We start from the raw sequence: 23,460 nt of genomic DNA on the forward strand, positions 1-23,460 counted from the left end.
CTCCCTATTACTTCCCTTTCCAATTTCCCCGCCCGCCTCTACTCTGCCTGAACCCTTTCCCAGCACCGAGCACACCTCAAATGATGGACAGCCTCAGCGGCATCACGGCCTTCATTCAAGTCGCCGAAACCCGCAGCTTTACCGAAGCCGGTCGCTTGCTGGAGATCTCCTCCTCCGCCGTCGGCAAGAGCGTGGCGCGCATGGAAGAACGCCTGGGGGTGCGGCTGTTCCATCGCAGCACCCGCAGTGTCACCCTGACCACCGAAGGCGAGCTGTTCCTGGACCGCTGCAAACGCATCCTCAGCGAAGTGGAAGCGGCAGAAATGGAATTGCTGGAACTGTCCGCCACCCCGCGCGGCAAGGTACGCATCAGCGTGCCGATCCAGAACGTGTTGATCATGCCGGTACTGGCCGGGTTCATGCGTGCCTACCCGGACATCGAGCTGGACGTGGACATGTCCGACCGCATGGTGGACGTGATCGAGGAAGGGTTCGACGCGGTGATCCGCACGGGCGCGCCGCAGGATTCGCGGCTGATGGCGCGCAAGCTGGGGGGTTATCAATTGCAATTGGTGGCATCGCCAGCGTATCTGGAGCGCCATGGCGATCCGACACACCCGGACGATTTGATCCGCCACGTGTGCCTGCTGCACAAGTTTCCGGCCACCGGGATGATCGAGCGTTGGCCGCTGCGCGTCGACGATACGCACATCGAGCCGAACCTGACGCGAGCATTGACCTGCACCACGATGGACCCGCTGACGTACCTGGCGATCGATGGGGTGGGGATTGCCTGCCTACCGGATTTTTCAATCCGTCAGCCGTTGGCCGATGGCAGGCTGAAAGTGGTGTTGGCGGACTACACCGACCACACTGGCAACCTGTGGATGCTCTGGCCTGCGTCGAAGCAGACCGCACCAAGGTTGCGAGTGTTGATCGATTTTTTCAAAGACAACATCTTGAAGGTTTGAATCAGCGTTGCAGTGCCTCGGCAATCGGCGCTTTGCCGAGACCGAAACTGAGCATCACCGCCAAACCGAGCACACCAATGGCGGCGCCCAGCCACAACGCTGAAGACACGCCCGCGTGATCAACCATCAAGCCGCCAAACAGCGAACCCGAAGCAATCGCCACCTGAAACGTGGTCACCAACATGGCGGAACTGGCTTCCGGCAATTGCGGCGACGTCAGTTGCATCCAACTGCTCACGCCCAGCGGAATTGCGCCGTAGGCAACACCCCACACCAGCACCGCCAACGTCACGCCCCAACCCTGCAACCCGGGCAAGGCCAATTGCGCGATCACCATCAGCAGCACCACGGCGCCCAGCGACGCACGCAAGTGCGTGGTGATGCTACCGGCCATGGCGAAGTTCGCCAACATGCCGACCAGGCCAAAGCCCAACAGAATCGAAGTGATCGCACTCGGCGAGAAACCCGCGTCATGCCCAAGGAACGGCGCAATGTAGGTGTACGCCGTGAAATGCGCCGCCACCACCGTACCGAGCAACAGCATGCTGCGGCGGGCATTGCTGCGTGACACAAATGCCACGAGCGCGCGCCACTTCAAGCCTTCACTGGAAGGCAATGACGGCAAGGTCAACGCTTGCGCAATCAGCGCCAGCAACGCGAGCCCTGCGGTCACGGCAAACGACATCCGCCACGAAAACAGCGTGCTGACAAACGTACCAAACGGCACGCCGAACACCGTCGCCAAGGTAATCCCGGCAAAGATCAGTGCCGTCGCTTTCGCCGCTTTTGACTCGCTGACCAACCGCCCGGCAGCCGCAATCGCCACCGCCCAGAAACCACCCAGCGCCACCCCCAACAAGCCGCGCCCCAACAACATGATCGGCAATGACGGTGCCACCGCCGAAACGACGTTGGACGCCACCAGCAACAGGGTCAACAGCAGCAACAGGTGTCGCCGATTCATGCGCCCAGCGCCCAGCATGATCGCCGGCGCCGACACGGCCGCTACCATGCCCGGCACGGTCACCATCAACCCAGCCACACCATCGGTGATGCCCAGGCTATTGGCAATTTGCGGCAAGACGCCGACCGGCAGGTATTCGGTGGTGACAAAGGCAAAAGCGCCCAGGGCCACCGCGTACACCGACAGCCAGTCGCGCCAGGAGGACGGCTCTGCTGGCGCGAGCGCAGCGGGGGCCGGTGATGCAGACAGATCGTTCATGGCAAAGCTCCACAGTAATGAGTGGCGCCATGCTAGGTATCTGATCACTGCGGAAAAACAGTGCGCAGCTCCGATCACTGTGGATCAATCGTTCCGCAATCGAACAGGCGTGCCGCCATTAGCGCCTTTCCTGTCCGCAGTGTTCGGCCCTTTGGCCGGTTTTTCCGCGGGGCTGCGCTCCCTAGACTTCACCTCGTCAGCCAAACCCTACGAGGACATTCCCATGACAACTGCACACTCCCCTATTCGCGTCGGCATCATCGGCGTTGGCAACTGGGCTCGCCACGGCCACCTGCGCGTGCTTAATCTGCTGCCGCAATATCACCTGCAAGCGGTGTACAGCGAACGCCGTGAACGCGCCGAAGCCGCGGCCAGCGAGTACGCCATCAGCCAGGTCGCCGACTCGGTCGACGCGTTAGTCAATAACCCTGAAGTCGATCTGGTCGTGGTGCTCAACACCGCCCCGCAACACGAAAAAACCGTGCGCGCCGCCATCGCTGCCGGCAAAGACGTCTACTGCGAATGGCCGTTGACCACCACCACCGCAGACTCCGAACAATTGCTGCACCTGGCCAAAGACGCCGGCGTGCGTCACATCGTCGGCTTGCAACGCCGCCACGCGCCGCACAACCGCTACCTGCAAGACCTGCTGCAACAAGGCTACGTCGGCAAGGTGCGGTCCGTGCGGATGCACGTCAGCATGAATTACTTCCAGGCCTTGCGCCCCAACGCCCTGCGCTGGACCGCCCCCGAGGAAAACTTCTCCAGCGTCATCGCCATCTACGCTGGACACTTCCTCGACATGCTCTTCACCGCCACCGGCTGGCCAGTGAGCGTCTCGGGGCTGATGGTCAACCAGTTCCCGAAAGTGACCATCAAGGAAACCGGCGAAGTGCTGGACAGCACCGCCCCCGACCAGCTCGTGCTCAGCGGCATGCTCGAAGACGGCGCCGTCATTTCGATCCACATCGAAGGCGGCAAACGCAACGGCTCAGGCGTGCAGATCGACATCACCGGCGACCAGGGGGATCTGAAAATCACCAACCGTTCGGCGTTTGGCGATGTCGGCGACGACTATGTCGTCGAGGGCGCGCATGGCGATAACCTGACGCTGGAAGTGTTGCCCGTGCCTGAGAATTATCAGCGCCTGCCGGCCTCGTCATTGCCGTCAGCCGTGCTTGAACTGGCAGAGCTCTATCACGTGTATGCGCAGGATGTTGCCGAAGGCACCCATGCGGCGGCGACGTTCAGCGATGCATTGCGCCTGCATCAGTTGCTGGATGCGGCAAAAAGCGGGACTCAAACTCCCCTGAAACGGATCGTGTGACGACTCATGCTTGTGAAATACCTCGATATTGAACTATCGAGAATGAAACCTCGTTGGCGCAGCCGGGGCGGACACATGCCCGCCCCGAAGCGCCATTTAATCTCAGAGGCCATAATTGGATCGTCGCAGCCCGCCCTTTTACTCAATTGAATCCGGGAAACGTGCGCCGAACATCGGTAGGCCGCTGGCAGAACTGACTGTGGTCGCCTCGTCCTGGAGCACGTCCCAGTGTTCGACCAGAATGCCATTTTCGAGACGCACGATGTCTACTGCGATGAGCGCAGTCGGACTACCGTTTCCAGAGAAACGGCCATGAACCATCACTTTGTCATCCTCTGCCATTATGACGCTGGGTTCATACATCAGTGTATTGGGCAGACTTTTGATCAAGTCAAATAAACCCTGCCGTCCTTGAGGGATAAGCGCACTGTGCTGAATATAGTCCGCTGACCAATAGTCCTCGGCTGCATCGTAGTCACGTTGATTGAATAAAGCATCGAAAGCTTTAAGTACGATAGATTTGTTTTTTTCTTCAATATTCATAGTTGCTCCTGATTGTATGTTGAGCTTAGGGAAATAGAACGCAGGCCATGCGAGTCCTAATGGACAGTTAAAACGACAGGGTTGGCCTCTAGAGCGCTTTCAAATTCCGTCAAGTCCGGTTGTGAAAGAGCGAACAAAGGACAACGCATCAGAGTTCCGCACGCTGTAGGCAATACATCCTAGTCCTGAGGATTTAACCGTATAAGCCGAAAAACCGACATTTCATGCCAAACCGTTCACTCTGACCGAAGACTTTCTATACACAAGTCGTCGTTGTTAAGCATGAGGAGCAACGGTAGATCTGAGTCCACGGCAGGCGCTTAGCCGCCTTTCATAGCTTACGAGTATTGGTTAAAGGCTTCCTCGTGATCGTGCGCGTGTACGAAACGACAAAGGCGTTGTTCAAAAACGCCTGAAATCTCGATGATTTGCAGAAACAAAAACGGGGGAGGTCATACTGCGACATTTCCGCGTTCATAGCCCGCTATCGGACGACCTTTGCTGCCAGCCAAGGGGCGATTTTTCAGGACTTCGCGACAAGCAGGAAATCGGCCATAAGCAGCCATTCGCGAAGGGCAGCTATGGGTCGATTTCTGTCTCATGCGATGGGTCGAGACTACCCCGCCGTCCCGCAATTTTTTCTTTAGATGACCACACGAAAATCTGCCTCGCCAGTCGAGACCGCACAAGACACCCTGTCTTGAAATGTTTTCTGCACAGGGTTTCGATATGTTGACTGGAAAAGCAGCACTGATCACTGGCGGTTCTTCAGGAATTGGCCTGGCTACGGCTCAGCGGATGATCGCGTACGGCGCGAAGGTCGCTATCACCGGGCAGAATATGAATCGCTTGATGGAAGCCGCCAGCGGTCTTGGCTCTGGGGTTATTGCTATCCAGGCCGACGTCAGCATTCAGGCCGATATGCAACGGGTTCGCCAACAGGTTGAACAGGCGTTCGGCGGTCTGGATATTCTGTTCGCCAACGCAGGGGTCGCTTATGGAACGCCTTTGGCAGCAACAGATGACGCCATGATCGACCATCTGCTGGGCGTAAACGTCAAAGGTGTGTACTTCACCGTGCAGGCGCTGGTGCCGGTGATGCCCAAAGGCAGCAGCATCATCCTTAACACCTCCTGGCTAAACCAGATTGGCGCGCCCGGTAGATCGCTACTCTCCGCGTCCAAAGCCGCTGTGCGGTCATTCGCTCGCACGTTATCAGCAGAATTGCTGGATCAACAGATTCGAGTCAATGCTGTCAGCCCAGGTTCGGTTATCACACCGCTGTATCGCCAATCAGGTCAAACCGAGGAATACTTTGCCGAGTACGTTGCGAAAACGGGAAGCCAGGCGCCTGTCGGGAGAATGGCCCAAGCTGACGAAATAGCAGAAGTTGTGTGTTTTCTCGCCAGCGACCATTCTCGCTACATGCTGGGGGCTGAAATGGTGGTCGACGGCGGGCGCGCGGAGTTATAAGCCATGCAATTGAACACTGATCTCGATCATCGCACGCTGGTGCATGGGGCACTCCTGCCGTGGGTGCCCTCTCCCTCCTCCGGCGTTGAGCGACGCATGCTCTATCGTGTCGGAGGAGAAAAGGCCCGAGCAACCTCGCTAGTAAAGTACGCAGCCGGAAGCGTGTTCCCTGTACATAGCCACCCCGGTGGCGAAGAGTTCTTCGTTCTTGAAGGCACGTTCCAGGACGAGAGAGGCGATTACCCTGCCGGTACTTACGTTCGCAACCCTCCAGGTAGCCGGCACGCCCCACGCTCCGACCAGGGCTGCGTGATATTTGTGAGGCTGCAACAGTTCGATCCGCAAGATACCCAGGAATGCGTTGTGCAGTCTGAGCGCGAAGATGACACGTCATCTGCACAGTTGCTGTTCTGTAGCACTAGCGAGCAAGTCAAGCTTGAGCGATTGGAGGCTGGCGCATTGCTGTCTTTAGCCAACCCTTACGGGATGGAAGTTCTGGTACTGGCCGGATCCATCGTTGAAGGCAAGGATCTGCTTGAGCGAATGACTTGGCTTCGCCTGCCCAGAGGCATGCCCCTGCAAGCGCAAGCCGGGCAAGCCGGCACACGTTTGTGGATCAAGCGATGCACTGCGCCTTGATCCTGCTCAAGCGTCGGCTTCGCTGATCAACCAGTCGCGGAACGCCTTGATCTTCGCCAACTCCGCCACTTCTGGACGGTGAACCACGTAATAGGCAAATGCGAGCGGACAAGTGGTTTCACCGAAGGGGCGGATCAGCCGCCCCGCCGCCAAATCCTCGCGCACCATCACACTGCGCCCCAGCGCCAATCCCTGCCCGTCAACCGCTGCTTGCAAGACCGCCGCCGAGTTATTGATGCGCAGGCCATGATCGGCATTGATATCCGCGTAGCCTGCGGCGTCGAGCCAGGTACGCCAAGTGGGATAGGCAAGATCAACTGCCATCGACAGATCATGGATCAATGTCGCTTCGGCAAGCTTCCCTTTCGGCAGCCGCCCTTTCTTGAGCAACGAATAACCCGGCGCGCACACCGGGTACATTTCTTCATCCATCAACTTGGTGGCCGTCAATCCGGGCCACTGTCCGGCGCCATAGCGAACGCCAATGTCCACACCCTGGGCGACGAAGTCCACCGGGCGCAGGTTGGTATCCAGCAGGACATCGGTTTGCGGATGAGCCAGCTGGAAACGCTCGATACGGGGTAGCAGCCACTTCGCCGCAAACGCCGGACTGACGGTTACGGTCAGGCCAGTGTTAAGCGATCCCTCTTTCAAACGCTCCAACCCTGCGCGCAAGCGATCAAAACCCTCGCGTATATCTGGCAGCGCCTCCCTCGCCACATCGGTCGGAACCAGACGCGTAGAGCCGCTCGATGCGCGATGGAACAACGTCACGCCAAGCCAGGCTTCAAGGGTGCGCACCTGCTGCCCTACCGCTGCCGAGGTGACATGCAACTCCGTCGCCGCGGCTGAAAAACTCTGGTGACGAGCGGCGGCTTCAAAAGCTCGCAGTGCATTGAGATAGGTTGGCGTAGTCATATGGAAAAGAATTTCTTTAATGATTGGAAAAATCTTCTGATTTGTCGCCATTGCGAGCTGAGCGAAGAATAGCAGCCATGCCGAAGCATTACAGCCAACAGGCCCGGTGACCGAGTCGACCCGTTGATTCCGGCGACTCCCTATCTCTAGCAAAAGGAACACAATGATGAAAAGATTTTCTTCCAAAGTAGCTATCGTTACCGGCGGCGGTTCAGGTATCGGTAAAGAGGTCGCAGCGCGGTTGGTTGCCGAAGGCGCCAGCGTAGTGATTACCGGGCGTGATGCTGCGAAACTCGAAAAAGCCGCCGCGCAGATCGACCCGACCGGCACCCATGTGCGCACGCTCGCTGCCGATATCTCCCAGCCTGCCACTGCCCAGGCACTCGTCGCGTTGGCAACTGCCGAATTCGGTGGCGTCGATATCCTGATCAACAATGCGGGAATTTTTAATCCTAAACCCTTCCTGGAAGTGGGCGAGCAGGAATACGACGGCTTCGTCGACATCATCCTCAAGGGCAAATTTTTCATGGCCCAGGCGGCGGCGAAGGCCATGCAACAACGCGGCGGCGGAGCCATCGTACAGACTGGCTCGCTGTGGGCCATTCAAGCCATCGGTGCCACGCCGTCGGCTGCTTACTCAGCGGCGAACGCTGGCGTTCACGCGCTGACGCGTAATCTGGCCATCGAGTTGGCGGCGAGCAACATCCGCATCAACACCGTTGCCCCCGCCGTGGTGGAGACACCGGTCTACAACACCTTCATGGACAAAGATCAGGTTGCAGCCGTGCTACCGACTTTTAATGCCTTCCACCCTTTGGGGCGTAACGGCCAGCCAGCGGATGTGGCCGAGGCGATGTTGTTTCTCGCCTCAGAACAGGCTTCGTGGATCACCGGCACCTTGTTGCCAGTCGATGGCGGTGTGACTGCCGGCCGAATCTAAAGGAGCGAGCCATGATGATGGATTGGAATGATTATCGGGAAACACTCCTGAGCCGCGTTGGCGATCTTGCCAAGCTTTCGCCGGATACGGTTCGGGGCCTGCAAGTGCTGGACGGTGCCGGGGCAAAAACCGGTCATCTCGATGCCAAGACTCACGAACTGATCGCCCTGGCGGTCGCCGTCACTACCCGCTGCGATGGCTGCATCGCGGTGCATACCAAGGCGGCGGCAAAACACGGTGCTACGCGCGAAGAGATCGCCGAGGCGCTGGGCGTTGCTATCGCCCTCAATGCTGGAGCGGCCGTCACCTATTCGGCACGGGTGCTGGACGCCTACGCAGCACTCGAAGACAAGTGATCAACTGCTGACAAGCCTGCCCGCAGGATCAAGCAATTGGCCTGCGGGTTTTCGTTTCGAGGAACACCATGAACACGGTCAAGGTAGCAATCATAGGCGGCGGTCTCAGCGGCCTTTACACGGCGTACCTGTTGTCGCAAATGAACGTGGAGTACCAACTGTTTGAGGCTCGTGACCGGCTCGGTGGCCGAATTTTATCGACGCCTGGCCCGGGGCCAAGGCATGACTTGGGTCCCGCATGGATGTGGCCCGACTTCCAGCCGCGCATGGCTGCGCTGGTAGAAGAGCTTGAGATTGCCACCTTCGCGCAACATACAGAGGGCGCTACTCTATTGGAGCGCTCACCCCAGCAGCCGCCAAGACGTATGGTTGGTTGGGAATCGGGAAACACGTCTATGCGCATCCACAGCGGCGTGCAGCAAATAATAGACGCGCTCGCCACTAAAGTGCCTGCTGAGCACATTCTCCTGAACTGCCGGATTACCAAGGTGACGCTGCGGAACTCCAGTGCCTTTTTAAAGGCATCCGATGAACCGTCATCTTTGGAAAACGTTGAGTTCACCCATGTCATCAGTGCAATGCCGTTGCGACTGTTGGCTCAGAGCATTGAATTCGATCCGCCAGTTGCGGCCTCGCGGATGACCCAGTGGGCTGAGACCCCGACCTGGATGGCACCGCACGCCAAATATGTCGCGCTGTACCCAGCGCCATTCTGGAGGGCCGCGGGTCTATCAGGAACGGCTCAAAGCCATATCGGCCCGATGGTGGAAATTCATGACGCCTGCGACCCAGCAGGCAGCGCCGCGTTGTTCGGGTTTATTGGCTTACCTGCATCTGCCAGAAAAACGATGGATCAAGGCGCGCTGCTTGAAGCCTGTAATCAACAAATGGGCCGGCTGTTTGGCACCGATGCTACCACTCCTCTGGCTCACTACATCAAAGACTGGGCATGGGATGAATTAACTGCCGCAGACGGGGATCGTTTGGCAACGGAGGCGCATCACTCCGGGCGCACCGACACTGCAACCAAAGATATCTGGTCGGATGTGCTTCTGGTATCAGGTACTGAGGCTTCGCTGGAGCACAATGGCTACATGGAAGGCGCACTGGATGCAGCTCAGGTGGTGATTAGCAGGTTGCATTAGATTGAAAATAGGAACTGGTGAGCTAGTTGGCAAGTGGCGGCGTTCACTTTCGTGTTGCGCTATTCAGCGTTGTAGCCCCGCCGCGAAGAAGTGCCCTAGCTGGCGACACCTAAGGATCCTGCTCGACTACAGAAAGCAATCTGTCAGAAGCAGACTTCTAGAGTACCCACCTTACGCGCTGAAGGCGCAGGATGGGACTGGTCTGTCAGCGCCGGTAGGCCGCGGCAGGATGGTCATCGCGAACCAGCGACTCTCCTGGTTTATACAGTCGCTCGCGCAATGTCGTGGAGTCGTCGTAATCCTTCCAGTAACGACCGCGTTGTTGCAGTTCCGGAACCACCAAATCGATAAACTCCTCGAATGTGCCCGGCGTCACCGCATACGCCAGATTGAACCCATCGATATCGGCTTCATCCATCCACTGCTCAAGCTCATCAGCCACGGTGCTCGGCGACCCAACAATCACCGGCCCCATGGCGCCGATGCCGACATAGCGCACGACTTCATCCGGCGTCCAGGTACGGTTCGGGTCAGCCTTGGAGAAAATCTCCAGTGCAAAGCGCGCCGAGTCCGTGTCGACATATTGCAGTGGCTGGTGCGGGTCCAACTGCGAGAGGTCTATACCAGTAATACCGGCATAGAAGGCCAGCCCGCTTTCCAGATCCACCCATTTCAACAACTCTTCGTAGCGCGCCTGGGCCTGCGCATCGGTCGGCGCGACGATGGTGGTGATTTCGGTAAAGATTTTCACGCTCTGCGGGTCGCGGCCCTGCTCGCGGGCGATCCGGCGGATGTCGTCGACATAACCGCGCAGGATTTTTGCCGTGGGCGCCACGGTAAATACCGCTTCAGCATGGCGGGCGGCAAACGCGCGGCCAGTGCCCGACGTGCCAGCCTGCCATATGACGGGCGTGCGCTGCGGCGAGGGCTCGGACAAATGCAACCCGGGTACCGAAAAGAAACGGCCCTTGTGCCCGATTTCATGCACCTTGGCAGGGTCGGCATAAATCCGCGAGGCGGTGTCATCGACTACCGCATCCGATTCCCACGAGCCTTCCCACAATTTGTAGCAAACCTGCATAAACTCTTCGGCGCGTTCATAGCGCTGATCGTGGGGCATCTGCCGGTCCAGTCCAAGGTTGCGGGCGGCGCCTTCCAGGTAGGAGGTCACCACATTCCAGGCGATACGACCCTTGGTGAAGTGATCCAGAGTGCTGAAACGTCTAGCTAGCGCGTAAGGCTGCTCATAGGTGGAGGACACCGTGATGCCAAAACCCAGCTTGCTGGTGGCGGCGGCCATGGCTGACACCTGCATCATCGGATCATGTACTGGAATCTGCATGGCGCGGCGAATGGAGGCATCTGCCGAGCCTTGGTAGGTGTCGTACACCCCCAGCACGTCGGCGATAAACAGGCTGTCGAACTTGCCGCGCTCTAATAGCTTGGCCAACTCGATCCAGTAATCGAGTTCTTTGTAGCGCCGGGACTGATCCTCTGGGTGCGCCCACAGGCCAGGCGATTGGTGAGTGATACACGACATATCAAAAGCGTTGACTCGAATACGTTTGCTCATGCTAATCCCGACTAAACCAAAACTTGGAAATCAGCAGCACTACGCAAGTACCGTGCCTGGCCAAGAGGCCTGTAGTAGCGGGGCTTTTAAAGTGAGGTAAACAGCCTTGGCTGTCTATTACCTAACAGAATGTTACTTAGCTGTTGGCTGAGCAACATTCTGTTAGGCAATAGCGATGTACGTGAACGGTTTTTTACCGGTGGTATGTGCCTTGGCGCTGCCGATATCAGTTACGACCAGCCATCACGCCGCCGCCCGCTTTTGGCCGACTCTGCCGTTGCTCACTGGCAGCAATGGGTCGAAAGCCGTCAGTCGCGAACGTCCGCTTCTGGCCGAAAGCAGTCACTCATCAACGACCGCTTTTGCCACAGAAAATCATCTTGAAACTCGAAATACGCACCCCGTCGATCTTGAAAACTCGCACTACGAATCTGACGGCTTACGCGATAAACGGTACCCCTACCCGGCAATTGCTTGACTCAGATTAATGCACGGACAAATGCGCATTGACCTGCTCAGGTCGGGCCAACAAACTTTCCTGCTCATTTGAAAAGTTTGAGGTGAGTGCGATGCGCAAATCATTATCGGTTGCAGCATTAAGTCTGTTTGTTGCTCATTACGCCGTCGCCGGTGAAACCACCAACACAGCACTGGGCGGAGGTCTCGGTGGTGCGCTTGGAAGTGTTGTCGGTCAGTCGGTCGGGGGAAGCACTGGCGCGTTAATCGGTGCCGGGGTTGGCGGTGCAACCGGGGGTGCAATCAGTGCAAAAAGCGGCAAGAAAACTGAAGCCGCGATTGGCGGCGGGATTGGCGCCGCTGGTGGCCAGGTCGTTGGCGCCAGTCTGGGCGGATCAACAGGCGGTCTGATCGGCGCGGGATTGGGCGGCGCAGCCGGCGGTGCAGTGGGCAATAACCTGGCTGACGATAACGACCACCACTCCGGTCATGACCACAAGCACAAGAATAAACACAGTCACAAACATTGAAACTGAGAACCTGATCTTCTCCTGCCGGCAGCCTGTCGCGACGCGTCAATAAAATTTGAACCGCTTCAGAACGCACTCGCCTAATGATCAGCTTGTGAGTATTCCCACAGGCAATGTGCCAATACCGGCATGCTCCGAGAGGTGATCAACGTGGCTAAAGACGAGAAGAAAAGCAAAGGTGAAGCTTCCAAGGCCAGCAAGGACTTGAAAGACAAGAAGTCGTCACCGGAAAAGAAATCAGCGGCAGCCTCGGCGCTTTCGAAATCTTCCGATAAGAAAGACAAGAAAAAAGACGCCGAACCGAAAAAAGCCGATAAGAAGGCCGATAAGAAAGCCACCAAGAAAGCTGATAGCAAGCCTGAAAAGGCCAAGAAATCAGAGAAGGCCGACAAATCGGCGAAGAAGAAAAAGTAACCTCTGCTATCGGCTAGGGCGCTACGCCCTAGCCTCTTCCCTTCTTACAAATCTTTATTGATGTCTGGTGGCAGCGGGCCGAGGAACATTCTCTTCAATCGATCACGACCCAATGCGCGCGTCAGTTCTGAAAATACGCAATACACGAAGATCAAAGTAATCAGCAGAATCTGCACTGCCCAGAATTGTGGCCAGTTCATCGAAGTCCACAACGTGGCGTTCGCGTCCATGAAGCTGTGTGCCTCTTTCCAGAACTCATACAGCCGCTCCAGATAATGAACGACCAGCGCCACCAGCGCGTACATAAGCGTTTTCCAGGTGACGTTCCAGATCAGCGGCTTTTCCGGAAAGCGATTAATGAACGGCAGCATGTCCGCGACCAGCACGGATTTGCCGAGCACCAGCGACGCGATCAGGATTGACGTGGAGACCGGCATCGAAACGCCTGTGCCTTTCATCATCAGCGTACGGATGAGGGCGACGATGTGCAGAATGATGAAGAAAAACACGGTCGGCGGAATGGCCTTCATGACTTCGTGCTTGATCGTGTGGAGTACGGCTTTCATTTCGATCCCCTGAGCGAGTACAGCACAGCGCTTGGTGTTTAATGATCGAACGAGCTTAGTCGAAAATTACGGGTTGCCCTCCCCCTGCGCTTTCCGGGCGTCATAACAGGCTAGCCACTGCCCCGCTCTGCCTTGTCAGAGCAGGCGGGCACGGGATAAGTGACTGCAACGTTTTACTCGGCCAGCGGTAACCGCAACCGGCTTCGATGGGACAACCCTGCGTGCAAGGTGAATGCAACGATCACCGTAGCGGGCGCGGAAAAGCTGCTGAAGCCGCCGCCGGAAAACATCAACGCAAGACCTAATGCTGTCGCGCCAAACCAGGCCGTCAAGCCTACCGGATTGAACTCGCCCACCCGATCGAGCGCTGCCACGTCACTGCGTCCGTAGATAATTTGCGCCAACGCCACTCCCACCCAGGCCACGACGAAAATCCCCTGATAGGCCAGCGCCTTGAGGAGGTAGGCAAACACGTCCGCCAGCATCAAGCCGTAGACGATCACCCCCACCGCTACGGCCCACATCAGGTACGAACCGCGAAGGCCAAATCGACCAAAGAACGCCTGCATATTCAACGTCGCCAGGTAGTAATTGGCGGTGTTGATCCGGGTTTGCGTGGCCCAGACAAACAGCAATCCCCACAGGCCCATCAACTGCAAAATCGCCATCACCACCGAGACTTCGTTCAACGCGCCTTCGTGGGGAATGCTGCTGACCAGATAAATGCCTGCCGCGCCGTTGAGCAGGAACGTCACCGCGTAGAACGGCATGCCGAAGTTCCAGCGACCGTGGTATCTGGCGTCTTCAGGTTTGCCGAAACGCGCATAGTCGAAGGTGAACAGCATCAACACCCAGACGCCCATGTAGGCGACAAAACAATCCCACCAGCCGAAGGCATCAGGCGTTGCCGGGCCGAAGTCCAGCCATTGCGGCTGGTAGCCATAACGGCTGATGGATAGCCCGACCGCGACCAGCAATCCACCGAGGTACACCGGCAGCAAAACGCCGTTGAGCTTGTCCAGCCAGTGCTGCACGCTGCCCAGGATCATCGGCACGCTGTACAGAACCACCGCCAGTGCCGCCAGCGGATAGACCAGTTCCGGGTACAGGTGATTGAGCGCAACAGCGATCACCGAACCTTCGAACACCGCGTAATAGATCGCGGTCGAGAAGAAAATCAGCGTCGCCAGGCATGCTCCGGTGCTGCCGAACAATAGTCGTGAAAACAACGCCACCGACAATCCGCTGCGAATCGCATAGCGGCTGAGCACGCTGTTGACCAGGCCATAACAGATTACCGACAGCACCATGCCGATCAGCGCATTGCGCGCACCGAAGGACAACGCCAAAGAAGCGCCCACCACGATGTAAAACATCGCACTGCACACCGCCCACCAGGCCATCGTCAGGGACAGTCGCCCCATGCGTGCTTCGGCGGGAACGGGATGATGCGCCGGGTCTTGCCCGGTTTGATTCGATTGCGATAAAGCAGCCATGTGCGTGAACTCCAAAACCAGTCGAAGGTTGAAGCGCGGGCAGCCGTCACCGCACCGAAGTGCGGCGTTGGCGTACCGTATGGCATGACCCGCGCTTGACGGCGGGCAGAATCAGGAAGGGAACAGCTTGCTCAGGCAGCTGAGCTTTTTCTTATAGGAACGTCGCGCTTCCAGCGCCTCTTCGAGGGTCACCGCGACAAAGCGGGCCTTCTGGTTGGGTTGCATCTGGCCGATCAGATCGAGGTCGGCGCTGATCACCGTACCAACCATTGCGTAGCCGCCACCGGACACCGCATCACGATGCAACACGATGGGTTCGAGCCCGGCGGGCACCTGAATCGAGCCGATCGGATAGCAACTGTCGACGATGTTCGACGGATCGGAACCGGCGCCGAACGGCTGCTCGCGGGGCTGAAAGCTCAGCGCGCTGCCGCCCTTGTAGCGATAGCCGATGCGGTCGGCTTCCGAACCGACCGTCCACGGCTCGGCAAAAAAGCTCTTCGCCGCCGATTCAGTCAAGCGGTGGTAGTACAAACCGGGCACCACCCGCAGAGTGATTTCGCCACCCAGTGATTGCCGTAACGCCATGGGCAAACTGGCCCCGGCGCGGCTTTTGCCACTGGCAATGCCGACGGGCAATTCGTCACCCGCGATCAGACGTCGCCCCTGAAAACCGCCGAGCGCGCCCAGCGCATAGGTGGAGCGACTGCCGAGTACCACTGGCACATCAATACCGCCGGCCACCGCCACGTAAGCGCGGGCACCCGCCTTGGGAAAGTCAAAGCGCAGCACTTGCCCGGCCTTCACGGTGAAGGCGGTGTCGTGGTGCATTTCCACGCCATCGACCCGGGGCGTCATGTGCGCGCCGCTGACCGCCACCAATGCGTCCTGTTGAAACTCCAGCTCGGGCCCGAGCAAGGTGCATTCCAGCGCCGCCAAACCGGGCGGGTTGCCGACCAATTGATTGGCCGCGCTCAAGGCGTACTGATCGAGCGCGCCGGACGGCGGAATGCCCAAATGGTAATAACCTTCGCGGCCCAAGTCTTGTACCGAAGTGGCGAGGCCGGGTTTGAGAACCTTGATCATGCCAATACCTCCTGCAGCGACTTGGGATAGCCAACGGGGTCGGCGAGGAACGCGTCCAGCGAAAATTCCACCGGCCGAATCCGCAGATCAAAGCTTCCGGCGTCCACTTCTGCCACCGCGGAGTCGTAGGCTTTTCGATCCATCGGCTTGAATTGCACGATGTCGCCTGGACGGAAAAACACCATGTGTTCTTTCAGGTACGCGAGGTGTTGTTGCGGGTCGTAGATCGGCGCGGGGGTGACGCCAAACATCTGATAACCGCCGGCGCCGCGCACCGAATAAATGCAACCAAAGCAACCGCCGTGGCCCAGGGTCAATTTCGGTGTATCGGTGCGCGGGCGCAGGTACTTGGGCACCTGCAACTGACGCTCACGCTCGACCATCTGAAACATGAAGGGCAGCCCGGCAACGAAGCCGACCATCGAGACAAACCACGGCGCGCCGCTGTGGGCCGCGATGAAGGCATCGACGTCGGCCAGTCCGTTGATGCGGGCAGCGTATTCAAGATCCGTGGCGCTCGGGTCTTGATGACGGTCGCGAAAACGCATCAGGGTTTCGTGAGTCCAGGGATCGTTGTAGAGCACCGGAATCTCGATAATCCGCGTCTGCAATGTGCGCTCGGCGACAGCCCCGGCCTCGGCGATTTTTACCGCTTCGAGCAAGGTGTGAGGGGCGATGCGATCCGGGTCGAAACGAATCTGGAATGACGCGTTAGCCAGGCAGATATCGAGCACGCCATCCAGCGCCAGCCGTTCCACAGCGCGGGTGACGGCCAGACCTTTGAAGAACGCGTCCAGAGACATGCTGTCACTGACTTCGGCAAACAAATGCTCATCGGCGCCAAAGCTGTATCGGATGGGCGTACTCATGCTTCACCTCCGCTGCGGCGCTCGGCCAGCCAGGTTTCCAGGGTGCCGGTGTGAAAGTCGGCGCTGTGCAGCCACGGTTGCTCGAGCAATTCAGCGTGCAACGCCAAGGTGTTGGCCATGCCGGTGAGCGTGGTGTTCGCTACCGCCACTTGCGCGCGGGCCAGCGCTTCGGCGCGATCGGCACCATGAACAATCAGTTTCGCCAGCAGCGAGTCATAGTACGGCGGCACCCGGTAGCCTTGATACAGATGCGTATCGACGCGAATGCCCTCGCCGCTCGGCCAGATCAGTTCTTCGACCAGACCTGGACTCGGGAAAAAATCCCGCGCCGGATCTTCAGCGTTCAAGCGCATTTGCAGGGCGGCGCCGTTGAGTCGGATGTCGCTTTGCTGGAAACCCAGCGGCTCGCCGCCAGCGATGCGTAACATGGCTTGAACCAGATCGATACCGGTGATCAGTTCGCTGACCGGGTGCTCGACCTGAATCCGCGTATTCATCTCGATAAAGAAGAACTCGCCAGAGACGTCGTCATACAGGTATTCCAGCGTGCCGGCGCCCTTGTAGCCCAACGATTCGGTCAGACGCACAGCGCTTTCGCAGAGGGTGTCCCGTTGCTGTTGGTTGAGGACTGGCGACGGCGCTTCTTCGAAGATTTTCTGCCGCCGACGTTGCAGCGAGCACTCGCGCTCAAACAAATGCACGGCGTGCTGACCGTCGCCCAATACCTGCACTTCAATGTGCCGGGCCCGGCTGATAAACCGCTCCAGATACACTGCGCCATTGCCAAACGCCGCTTGGGCTTCGCGCTGGGAGCGGGGAAATTCTTCGCTCAGTTGCTCGGCGTTTTCCGCCAGACGAATACCGCGCCCGCCCCCACCGGCCGACGCTTTGATCAATAACGGGTAACCCACGGACTCAGCAGCCTTGAGTGCCGACTCGACGTCAAACAGTTCACCCGGCGAACCCGGCACCACCGGTACGCCAGCGGCTTGTGCGGTACGCCGCGCCTCGGCTTTATCGCCCATACGCCGGATCGTCTGCGCGCTTGGGCCGACGAAAATGGCGCCAGCCGCCACCACCGCTTCGGCGAAATCGGCGTTCTCTGAAAGGAAGCCGTAGCCGGGATGCACGGCATTGGCGCCCGTGGCTTTCAGGGCGCCGAGCAAGGCCTCGACGTTGAGATAACTTTTATCGGCACGGGCCGGGCCAAGAATGTGGATCTCATCGGCCATGCGCGCGGCCTGGGAATCGACGTCCGCCTCGCTGCACGCAGCAACGGTGGGAATGCCCAGTTCTTTGGCGGCGCGGATAATCCGCACGGCGATTTCGCCACGATTGGCGACCAACAGTTTATGAATGGTTTGAGTCATGATCGCGCCCTCACTCGTCGTCGAGTGTTGCGACGACTTGACCCGGTTCCACCGGATCACCGTCTTCTACCAAAAAGGCACTGAGGCGACCAGCCGTCCCGGCGGTCAGTTCGGAGAACTGCTTCATGACCTCGATCAGGCCAATGACCGTGTCAGCGCCGACCTGTGCGCCGACCTCGACGAAGTTCGCCGATTCCGGGGTGGCTTTGCGGTAGAAGGTCCCCGGCAACGGGGTGATGACTGTGTGTTCGGCCATGTCTGTTCCTTTTGGAATAGTTGTAGAAAGGCAGGCAAAAGTGAATCGTTGGGCAAACCCTCGCGTCTCTGTGCGAGGTGTTTGCGTCAGGTCTCAGCGCGGTGCGCGAACCGTTATGCCCGCGCCATCCAGCGCGCGACGCGTGGCTTCGACCAACGCCAGAGCTCCCGGCGTGTCGCTGTGCAAACAGATGGAATCAAACTCAATGGCGAGGTCTTCGCCCTCGACAGTGCGCACCACGCCTTGCTGGCAAGCACGCAGCACGCGTTCAGCGACGTGGGCCGGGTCGTAAGCCTGCACGTTGCGGGTGAACACGATGGAGCCACTGAGGTCGTATTCGCGGTCGGCGTAGAACTCGCGAATCACTGGTTGGCCGAGCTCTGTGGCAACCCGCCAGATCACCGAATCGGGCATGCAATACAACAGCAATTCCGGCTCCAGACGCTGGAGATTTTCCACCAGCAAACGGGCGGCCTCCTCGTCCCGCGCCAAGTGCATGTAGAGCGCGCCGTGGGGTTTGATGTGCTGCAGGGCCACGCCTTGAACCCGGGCGAGTTCACGCAGGGCGCCCAACTGATAGAGCATGTCGTCGACCAGTTCCTGGGCCGGCGCATTGATGTGCCGACGGCCAAAACCGACCAGGTCGCGAAACCCCGGATGCGCACCGATGGCTACGCCCAGACGCTTGGCCTGCTCGACGGTGCGGCGCATGGTGGAAGGGTCGCCGGCATGAAAACCGGTGGCGATGTTGGCCGAACTGATAAAGCCCATCAGCTCATTATCGACACCATCGCCGATGGTCCACGGGCCAAACCCTTCGCCCATGTCAGAGTTGAAATCTACTGCCTGCATAGCACCTGCTCCCGACGCTTGTGACTTCATGCAGGTCAAGTTAGATTCCCGCTACCCCCTTGGGAAGATCTATTAATAGATAGGTTATCTTCTGAAAAACAGATACCCCGTCACTCGGAGTACCCATGTCACTGACCCTGCGCCAAGTCCGTTATTTCGTCGCCACCGCCGAGATCGGGCAAATTTCCCAAGCCGCGATTCATTTGAATATTTCCCAGTCGGCCGTGACGACGGCGATCAAAGAACTGGAAAGCATCCTCGGCACGCTGTTGTTCCAGCGCTCGGCCCAAGGCATGAGCCTGACCGACGCCGGTCGGCACTTTTTGAATCGGGCTTACGTGATTTTGCGCAGCGTCGATGACGCATTGAACAGCCCGTTGCCGGACATCCGCGCCAGCGGTGTATTGCGCCTGGCGGCGAGTTACACGGTGATCGGATACTTCCTGCCACACCATCTGCAACGGCTTGAGCACTGGCATCCAGACGTGGCCATCGAAGTCCACGAACAGGAGCGGCAAGCGATCGAACAAGGCTTGCTGGAAGGTCGTTTTGACATGGCCGTGGTGCTCACCGCCAACCTCACCCACCCGGACATCGTCTCGGAAATACTCTTCAACTCCGAACGCCGGTTATGGCTGCCCAGCCACCATCCGCTGTGCGAACGCTCGGCAGTCAGCCTCGCCGACGTTGCGAAAGAACCCTACATTCTGCTGACCGTCGACGAAGCCGAACATAGTGCCAAGCGCTACTGGGAACAAGCGCATCAGCAACCCAACGTGCGAGTGCGCACCAGTTCAGTCGAAGCGGTGCGCAGCATGGTCGCCAATGGCAGCGGCGTGGCAATCCTCTCGGATTTGGTACACCGCCCCTGGTCACTGGAAGGCAAACGCATTGAAACCCTGACCGTCACCGACAAAGTGACGCCGATGAGTGTCGGGCTGGCCTGGCATCGCGAACGCGAATTCAGCCCGGCGATGCAGGCGTTTCGTAACTATTTCCACGATGCATTTCTGGCGCCGCAACAGCTGTCTGCGCGACGGTGACAGCAGTGAAAAAAGTGGCTCACAAGGTCGCGTTATATCGACCCTTGGCCAGACGCTTTTGCCAATCGCCGCCCTGAGCGTTTTCGCACTCCTGCTCAGAATCAAAGCGAACATTGCGATCTGTCAGTTTCAGCTCAATACCCGCTTCATCCAGCGCAATAGCCGTCAGTTCAAAGATCCGTGCTTTTGCGTCAACCTCGGCGAGCTTTCTGTCGGCCAGGGTTTCGAACACCCAGATGATTTTCAGTGTTTCAGCCAGTGCATTCAGGTCAGCCGTGTGGGTGAGCCAGGTGAAGCCTTTGATTTCACTTTTTGCCGTTTCGCACGCTTCGGTCAGCGTGGTGATCAGCCGGCGTTCTATTCGCGCTAGTTCACGTTTTCCTGCGGGCATTGCAAGTTCCTTGGCAGATCATTAAAGGGGCGTAGGCGCACTCTGGCATTTTCGGCTGAACACCGCCATCCAGACCAACCCTGCTAATCTGTTCCCTATGAAAATTGCCATCATTTCCGACACTCACGGCCTCCTGCGCCCCGAAGCGTTAACCGCGATCGAAAGCGTCGAACTGATCCTCCACGGCGGCGACATCGGCGGCGCTGACATCCTCAGCCAACTGGCGCAAATCGCCCCGGTTCACGCCGTGCGCGGCAACAACGACTTGAACCTGGCTTGGGCCACCGACCTTCCCGATCACCTCACCCTCAACCTCAATGGCTGGCCAGCGCTGCTGACCCACGACATCGCCGACGTCCCCGCCCTGCTCGACAGCCGCACCCGCCTCATCATCACCGGCCATTCCCACAAACCCTTGATCGAGTGGCGCGGCGATCGGCTGTACTTGAATCCGGGCAGCGCTGGGCGGCGGCGTTTCAAACTGCCGGTCACCCTCGCCCTGCTCGACATCCACGCACAAGCTCTGGAACCGCAATTAATCCACCTCCTGCCCTGAAACTTTTTCACTCCAATCGGCCTGATCACCTAACCTCTTAGACTGTGTGTTCATCGAGAGTCGGTCTGTCCCATGCGCAACACGTTGAAGTCGTTGTTTCTCATCGCATTCATGCTGCTCACCGCCGGCAGTCCATCGCTGTGGGCCGCCGATCTGCCAGCACCTGCCGCGACCGCCGCCACGCCGCTTCCGGTCATTTCGCAAAGTGACCTGCAAGCCCTGCAACAACGCCTCGATGGCCTGAAACAGCAAATCTCCGCCGCGAACAATTACAACCAACTCGAAGGCCCACAGGATCGGGTGCAGGCATTCATTCTGGACGTCGATAAATTGTCGGCGGCGTTGTTACCGCAACAGGCGCAACTGACCGTGCAACTGGGCGTTTTGGGCGCAGCGCCGGACACCGAGATCGCCGCCGAGCAAGCGGATATCGTCGCGCAGCGAGCGACGCTGACGGAGCAAAAAAACAAAGTCGACGGCACGCTGAAAAGTCTGGCGGCGCTGAAGCAAAGTGCGGCGGATCTGATCACGCAGATCGCCGGCATCCGCCGCACATTGCTTGAAAGCGAGTTGACGCTCGGCACCCTGAGTGTGTTGAACCCGGACTTCTGGGCACCGCTGGTCAATCCTTCGCGGGATGATCGGCAGCGTTTCAGTTTTTTCGTTGATCAAGTTTCTGACACCTGGGCGACGGTGTGGGCGCCGGGGCGGTATTTTTATACGCTGGTGCTGCTCGCGCTGGCACTGGTGGTGTGGACGTTCGGCCGTCGTCTGGCCGAGCGCGGCTTGACCTGGGTTTGCATCCACCGCATGCCGGAAGGTCGTTTGCGCCGCAGTGCGCTGGCGTTTGCTTCGGCGCTGGCGACGATTGCGACCACCGCCCTCGCCCTGCATCTGCTGTATTACGCGCTCACCCGTCACGCGCCGCTGACGCCGGTGCTGTCGACGTTTTCCGAGGAATTCGAGAAGGCTGTGTACGCCTGCGTACTGATTACCGGGTTGAGCCGTGCGCTGTTGTCGATCGATCATCCATCGTGGCGCTTGCCGGCCATTCATGATCAGGTCGCGCAGGCACTGAAGCGCTTTCCACGCATTCTTTCCGGCACATTGCTGGTGCTGGTGACGCTGGTGCAGGTGTGCAACGCCACCGGCATGAGCAGTCAGATCGTTCTGACCGGGCGCGGCGTGACATCGATTGTGGTCATGGTGATTGTGGTGACACTGCTGCTGCGCGTCGGCAAGGTGCGCAAAGCGTTGGTCGCCGCCAATGACACGCAAGCGAACAGTACGTTCGCCGGGGTGATGTACACCATCGCCAGTATTTCGATGTTCGTCTCGGCGATTGCGCTGCTCACCGGTTACGTATCGCTGGCCCGTTTCATCACCTATGAAGTGGTCTGGGCCTACATTGTGCTGTCGGGTTTTTACTTGCTGATTCAGGTGATCAAGGACGGCTGCGAATACGCGTTCTCGCCCAAGCATGCGAGCGGCAAGGCGCTCAAACAGTTGCTGGGAATAGGCGATCGGCGCCTCGATCAGATCTCGATTCTATTGTCCGGTTTCAGCCGCGCGGCGCTGTTGCTGCTGGCGGTGATCGCCTTGTTTGTCGGTGGCATCGGCACCACGCTCGGGCAGTTGGCGACCAACATCATGGCGATCCTCGGCGGTGCCGGGTTGCGCAAGTTCAACATCGTCCCTTCGCATTTGCTTAACGCGGTACTCGCGCTGTTGATCGGTATCTGGCTGATCCGCGCCCTGAGCCGGTGGCTCGACAATGAATTCCTGCCCAAGACCGACATGGATCCAGGGATGTGTGCGTCACTGAGCACGCTGTTTTCCAACATCGGTTACGCGTTCGTGATTCTGCTGACGCTGTCGTCGTTGGGCGTGCAGTGGACGAACCTGGCGTGGATCGTCAGTGCGCTGTCGGTGGGTATTGGTTTCGGTTTGCAGGAGATCGTGAAGAACTTTGTTTCCGGTCTGATTCTGCTGACCGAGCGGCCGGTGAAGGTGGGCGATTTGATCAGCATCAGCGGCGTCGAGGGTGATATCCGCCGGATCAACGTGCGCGCCACCGAAATTCAGCTCAGCGATCGCTCGATTGTGATCGTGCCGAACTCGCAGTTGATCTCGCAGAATCTGCGCAACGTCACGCTGGGTGGTAGCGCTCAGGGTGTCGCGTCGCTGGAGTTGGTTTTTCCGCTGGATATCGATCCTGAAGCAGTGAAGGATCTGCTGCTGAACACGTACCACGAGAACGAAACCATCCTCGAAAAACCGGCGTCGTTTGTGCGCTTCAGCAAGTTGTCGCCGGACGGGATTACGCTGACGGTGACCGGTTATGTCGGCAGCCCGAGGATTGTCGGGGTGACCAAGAGTGATCTTTTGTTCGAGATTCTCAAACGGCTGGGAGCGGCCGGGATTGCGTTGGCATCGCCCCCACCCTGATGCCCCTGTAGATACTCTGT

The 23,460-nt window shown here is 58.6% G+C and carries 25 protein-coding genes; 13 read left to right on the forward strand and 12 right to left on the reverse strand.

The window, feature by feature from the left end; all coding sequences use genetic code 11:
• Positions 1 to 83: 83 nt before the first annotated feature.
• Positions 84 to 971 (forward strand): LysR family transcriptional regulator, encoded by an 888-nt coding sequence (locus ACP3TY_RS13575; protein ID WP_064118371.1) that lies wholly within the window; start codon positions 84 to 86, stop codon positions 969 to 971.
• Position 972: 1 nt separating this feature from the next.
• Here the strand turns inward: ACP3TY_RS13575 and ACP3TY_RS13580 are convergent, their stop codons facing one another.
• Complete coding sequence (locus tag ACP3TY_RS13580; protein WP_400644453.1) at positions 973 to 2,193, reverse strand: MFS transporter; 1,221 nt, start codon at positions 2,191 to 2,193, stop codon at positions 973 to 975.
• Positions 2,194 to 2,416: 223 nt separating this feature from the next.
• Between ACP3TY_RS13580 and ACP3TY_RS13585 the strand changes: the two genes are divergently transcribed.
• Positions 2,417 to 3,520, forward strand: a complete 1,104-nt coding sequence (locus ACP3TY_RS13585) for a Gfo/Idh/MocA family protein (protein ID WP_400644456.1) — start codon at positions 2,417 to 2,419, stop codon at positions 3,518 to 3,520.
• Between the two features lie 138 nt (positions 3,521 to 3,658).
• Here the strand turns inward: ACP3TY_RS13585 and ACP3TY_RS13590 are convergent, their stop codons facing one another.
• Positions 3,659 to 4,063, reverse strand: coding sequence for a nuclear transport factor 2 family protein (locus ACP3TY_RS13590; RefSeq protein WP_212545925.1), 405 nt, complete (start codon positions 4,061 to 4,063; stop codon positions 3,659 to 3,661).
• A 729-nt stretch (positions 4,064 to 4,792) separates the two neighbouring features.
• On the opposite strand from ACP3TY_RS13590, the gene ACP3TY_RS13595 reads away from it, so the two are divergent.
• Together ACP3TY_RS13595 and ACP3TY_RS13600 are read left to right on the forward strand one after the other, a co-directional pair.
• A complete protein-coding gene (locus ACP3TY_RS13595) occupies positions 4,793 to 5,536 on the forward strand; it encodes an SDR family oxidoreductase (protein ID WP_064118370.1) in 744 nt (247 codons plus the stop codon).
• 3 nt (positions 5,537 to 5,539) lie between these two features.
• On the forward strand, positions 5,540 to 6,175 hold the full coding sequence (locus tag ACP3TY_RS13600) for a cupin domain-containing protein (RefSeq protein ID WP_064118079.1): 636 nt from the start codon (positions 5,540 to 5,542) through the stop codon (positions 6,173 to 6,175).
• A gap of 6 nt (positions 6,176 to 6,181) precedes the next feature.
• Here the strand turns inward: ACP3TY_RS13600 and gcvA are convergent, their stop codons facing one another.
• Positions 6,182 to 7,093, reverse strand: coding sequence for a transcriptional regulator GcvA (gene gcvA / locus ACP3TY_RS13605; protein ID WP_064118078.1), 912 nt, complete (start codon positions 7,091 to 7,093; stop codon positions 6,182 to 6,184).
• Between the two features lie 166 nt (positions 7,094 to 7,259).
• On the opposite strand from gcvA, the gene ACP3TY_RS13610 reads away from it, so the two are divergent.
• From ACP3TY_RS13610 to ACP3TY_RS13620, 3 genes are all read left to right on the forward strand, one after another.
• Positions 7,260 to 8,033, forward strand: coding sequence for an SDR family NAD(P)-dependent oxidoreductase (locus ACP3TY_RS13610; protein ID WP_426620302.1), 774 nt, complete (start codon positions 7,260 to 7,262; stop codon positions 8,031 to 8,033).
• A gap of 14 nt (positions 8,034 to 8,047) precedes the next feature.
• A complete protein-coding gene (locus ACP3TY_RS13615) occupies positions 8,048 to 8,389 on the forward strand; it encodes a carboxymuconolactone decarboxylase family protein (protein WP_064118369.1) in 342 nt (113 codons plus the stop codon).
• Between the two features lie 68 nt (positions 8,390 to 8,457).
• Entirely contained in the window at positions 8,458 to 9,534 is a 1,077-nt protein-coding gene (locus tag ACP3TY_RS13620) for a flavin monoamine oxidase family protein (RefSeq protein ID WP_064118076.1), read from the forward strand.
• Positions 9,535 to 9,739: 205 nt separating this feature from the next.
• Here ACP3TY_RS13620 and ACP3TY_RS13625 read toward each other — a convergent pair whose 3' ends face one another.
• The gene (locus tag ACP3TY_RS13625; RefSeq protein WP_064118075.1) at positions 9,740 to 11,107 is read right to left on the reverse strand and encodes an LLM class flavin-dependent oxidoreductase; all 1,368 of its coding nucleotides are present in this window, start codon (positions 11,105 to 11,107) and stop codon (positions 9,740 to 9,742) included.
• A gap of 175 nt (positions 11,108 to 11,282) precedes the next feature.
• Here ACP3TY_RS13625 and ACP3TY_RS13630 point away from each other — a divergent pair, with 175 nt between their 5' ends.
• The 3 genes from ACP3TY_RS13630 to ACP3TY_RS13640 all read left to right on the forward strand — a co-directional run bounded on the left by ACP3TY_RS13630 (position 11,283) and on the right by ACP3TY_RS13640 (position 12,507).
• On the forward strand, positions 11,283 to 11,585 hold the full coding sequence (locus ACP3TY_RS13630; protein WP_426620303.1) for a hypothetical protein: 303 nt from the start codon (positions 11,283 to 11,285) through the stop codon (positions 11,583 to 11,585).
• 91 nt (positions 11,586 to 11,676) lie between these two features.
• Positions 11,677 to 12,093: a glycine zipper domain-containing protein gene (locus ACP3TY_RS13635; protein WP_400644470.1), complete on the forward strand. Its 417-nt coding sequence runs from the start codon at positions 11,677 to 11,679 to the stop codon at positions 12,091 to 12,093.
• A gap of 141 nt (positions 12,094 to 12,234) precedes the next feature.
• Positions 12,235 to 12,507 (forward strand): hypothetical protein, encoded by a 273-nt coding sequence (locus tag ACP3TY_RS13640; RefSeq protein ID WP_426620485.1) that lies wholly within the window; start codon positions 12,235 to 12,237, stop codon positions 12,505 to 12,507.
• A gap of 44 nt (positions 12,508 to 12,551) precedes the next feature.
• Here the strand turns inward: ACP3TY_RS13640 and ACP3TY_RS13645 are convergent, their stop codons facing one another.
• From ACP3TY_RS13645 to ACP3TY_RS13675, 7 genes are all read right to left on the reverse strand, one after another.
• Positions 12,552 to 13,073, reverse strand: a complete 522-nt coding sequence (locus ACP3TY_RS13645; protein ID WP_212546063.1) for a hypothetical protein — start codon at positions 13,071 to 13,073, stop codon at positions 12,552 to 12,554.
• A 173-nt stretch (positions 13,074 to 13,246) separates the two neighbouring features.
• On the reverse strand, positions 13,247 to 14,569 hold the full coding sequence (locus tag ACP3TY_RS13650; RefSeq protein ID WP_426620304.1) for a purine-cytosine permease family protein: 1,323 nt from the start codon (positions 14,567 to 14,569) through the stop codon (positions 13,247 to 13,249).
• A 111-nt stretch (positions 14,570 to 14,680) separates the two neighbouring features.
• Positions 14,681 to 15,655, reverse strand: coding sequence for a biotin-dependent carboxyltransferase family protein (locus tag ACP3TY_RS13655; RefSeq protein WP_400644476.1), 975 nt, complete (start codon positions 15,653 to 15,655; stop codon positions 14,681 to 14,683).
• The gene (locus tag ACP3TY_RS13660; protein WP_426620306.1) at positions 15,652 to 16,524 is read right to left on the reverse strand and encodes a 5-oxoprolinase subunit B family protein; all 873 of its coding nucleotides are present in this window, start codon (positions 16,522 to 16,524) and stop codon (positions 15,652 to 15,654) included. Before ACP3TY_RS13660 ends, ACP3TY_RS13655 begins: the two co-directional genes overlap by 4 nt.
• Entirely contained in the window at positions 16,521 to 17,894 is a 1,374-nt protein-coding gene (locus ACP3TY_RS13665) for an acetyl-CoA carboxylase biotin carboxylase subunit (protein WP_426620308.1), read from the reverse strand. Before ACP3TY_RS13665 ends, ACP3TY_RS13660 begins: the two co-directional genes overlap by 4 nt.
• A 10-nt stretch (positions 17,895 to 17,904) precedes the next feature.
• Complete coding sequence (locus tag ACP3TY_RS13670) at positions 17,905 to 18,150, reverse strand: acetyl-CoA carboxylase (RefSeq protein ID WP_212546068.1); 246 nt, start codon at positions 18,148 to 18,150, stop codon at positions 17,905 to 17,907.
• Positions 18,151 to 18,243: 93 nt separating this feature from the next.
• Positions 18,244 to 19,002 carry a 5-oxoprolinase subunit PxpA gene (locus ACP3TY_RS13675; protein WP_159811452.1) on the reverse strand — a complete coding sequence of 253 codons (759 nt, stop codon included), beginning with the start codon at positions 19,000 to 19,002 and terminating at the stop codon, positions 18,244 to 18,246.
• A 125-nt stretch (positions 19,003 to 19,127) separates the two neighbouring features.
• Here ACP3TY_RS13675 and ACP3TY_RS13680 point away from each other — a divergent pair, with 125 nt between their 5' ends.
• Positions 19,128 to 20,045: a LysR family transcriptional regulator gene (locus tag ACP3TY_RS13680; protein ID WP_212546070.1), complete on the forward strand. Its 918-nt coding sequence runs from the start codon at positions 19,128 to 19,130 to the stop codon at positions 20,043 to 20,045.
• A 19-nt stretch (positions 20,046 to 20,064) separates the two neighbouring features.
• On the opposite strand, the gene ACP3TY_RS13685 is transcribed toward ACP3TY_RS13680, so the two are convergent.
• Entirely contained in the window at positions 20,065 to 20,436 is a 372-nt protein-coding gene (locus ACP3TY_RS13685; RefSeq protein ID WP_426620310.1) for a hypothetical protein, read from the reverse strand.
• A gap of 97 nt (positions 20,437 to 20,533) precedes the next feature.
• Here ACP3TY_RS13685 and ACP3TY_RS13690 point away from each other — a divergent pair, with 97 nt between their 5' ends.
• Positions 20,534 to 20,992, forward strand: a complete 459-nt coding sequence (locus ACP3TY_RS13690) for a metallophosphoesterase family protein (protein ID WP_426620311.1) — start codon at positions 20,534 to 20,536, stop codon at positions 20,990 to 20,992.
• Positions 20,993 to 21,064: 72 nt separating this feature from the next.
• Positions 21,065 to 23,440 (forward strand): DUF3772 domain-containing protein, encoded by a 2,376-nt coding sequence (locus tag ACP3TY_RS13695; RefSeq protein ID WP_426620312.1) that lies wholly within the window; start codon positions 21,065 to 21,067, stop codon positions 23,438 to 23,440.
• Positions 23,441 to 23,460 lie beyond the last annotated feature (20 nt).

This window comes from Pseudomonas rustica, from assembly GCF_049959085.1.
Lineage (GTDB): Bacteria > Pseudomonadota > Gammaproteobacteria > Pseudomonadales > Pseudomonadaceae > Aquipseudomonas > Aquipseudomonas rustica.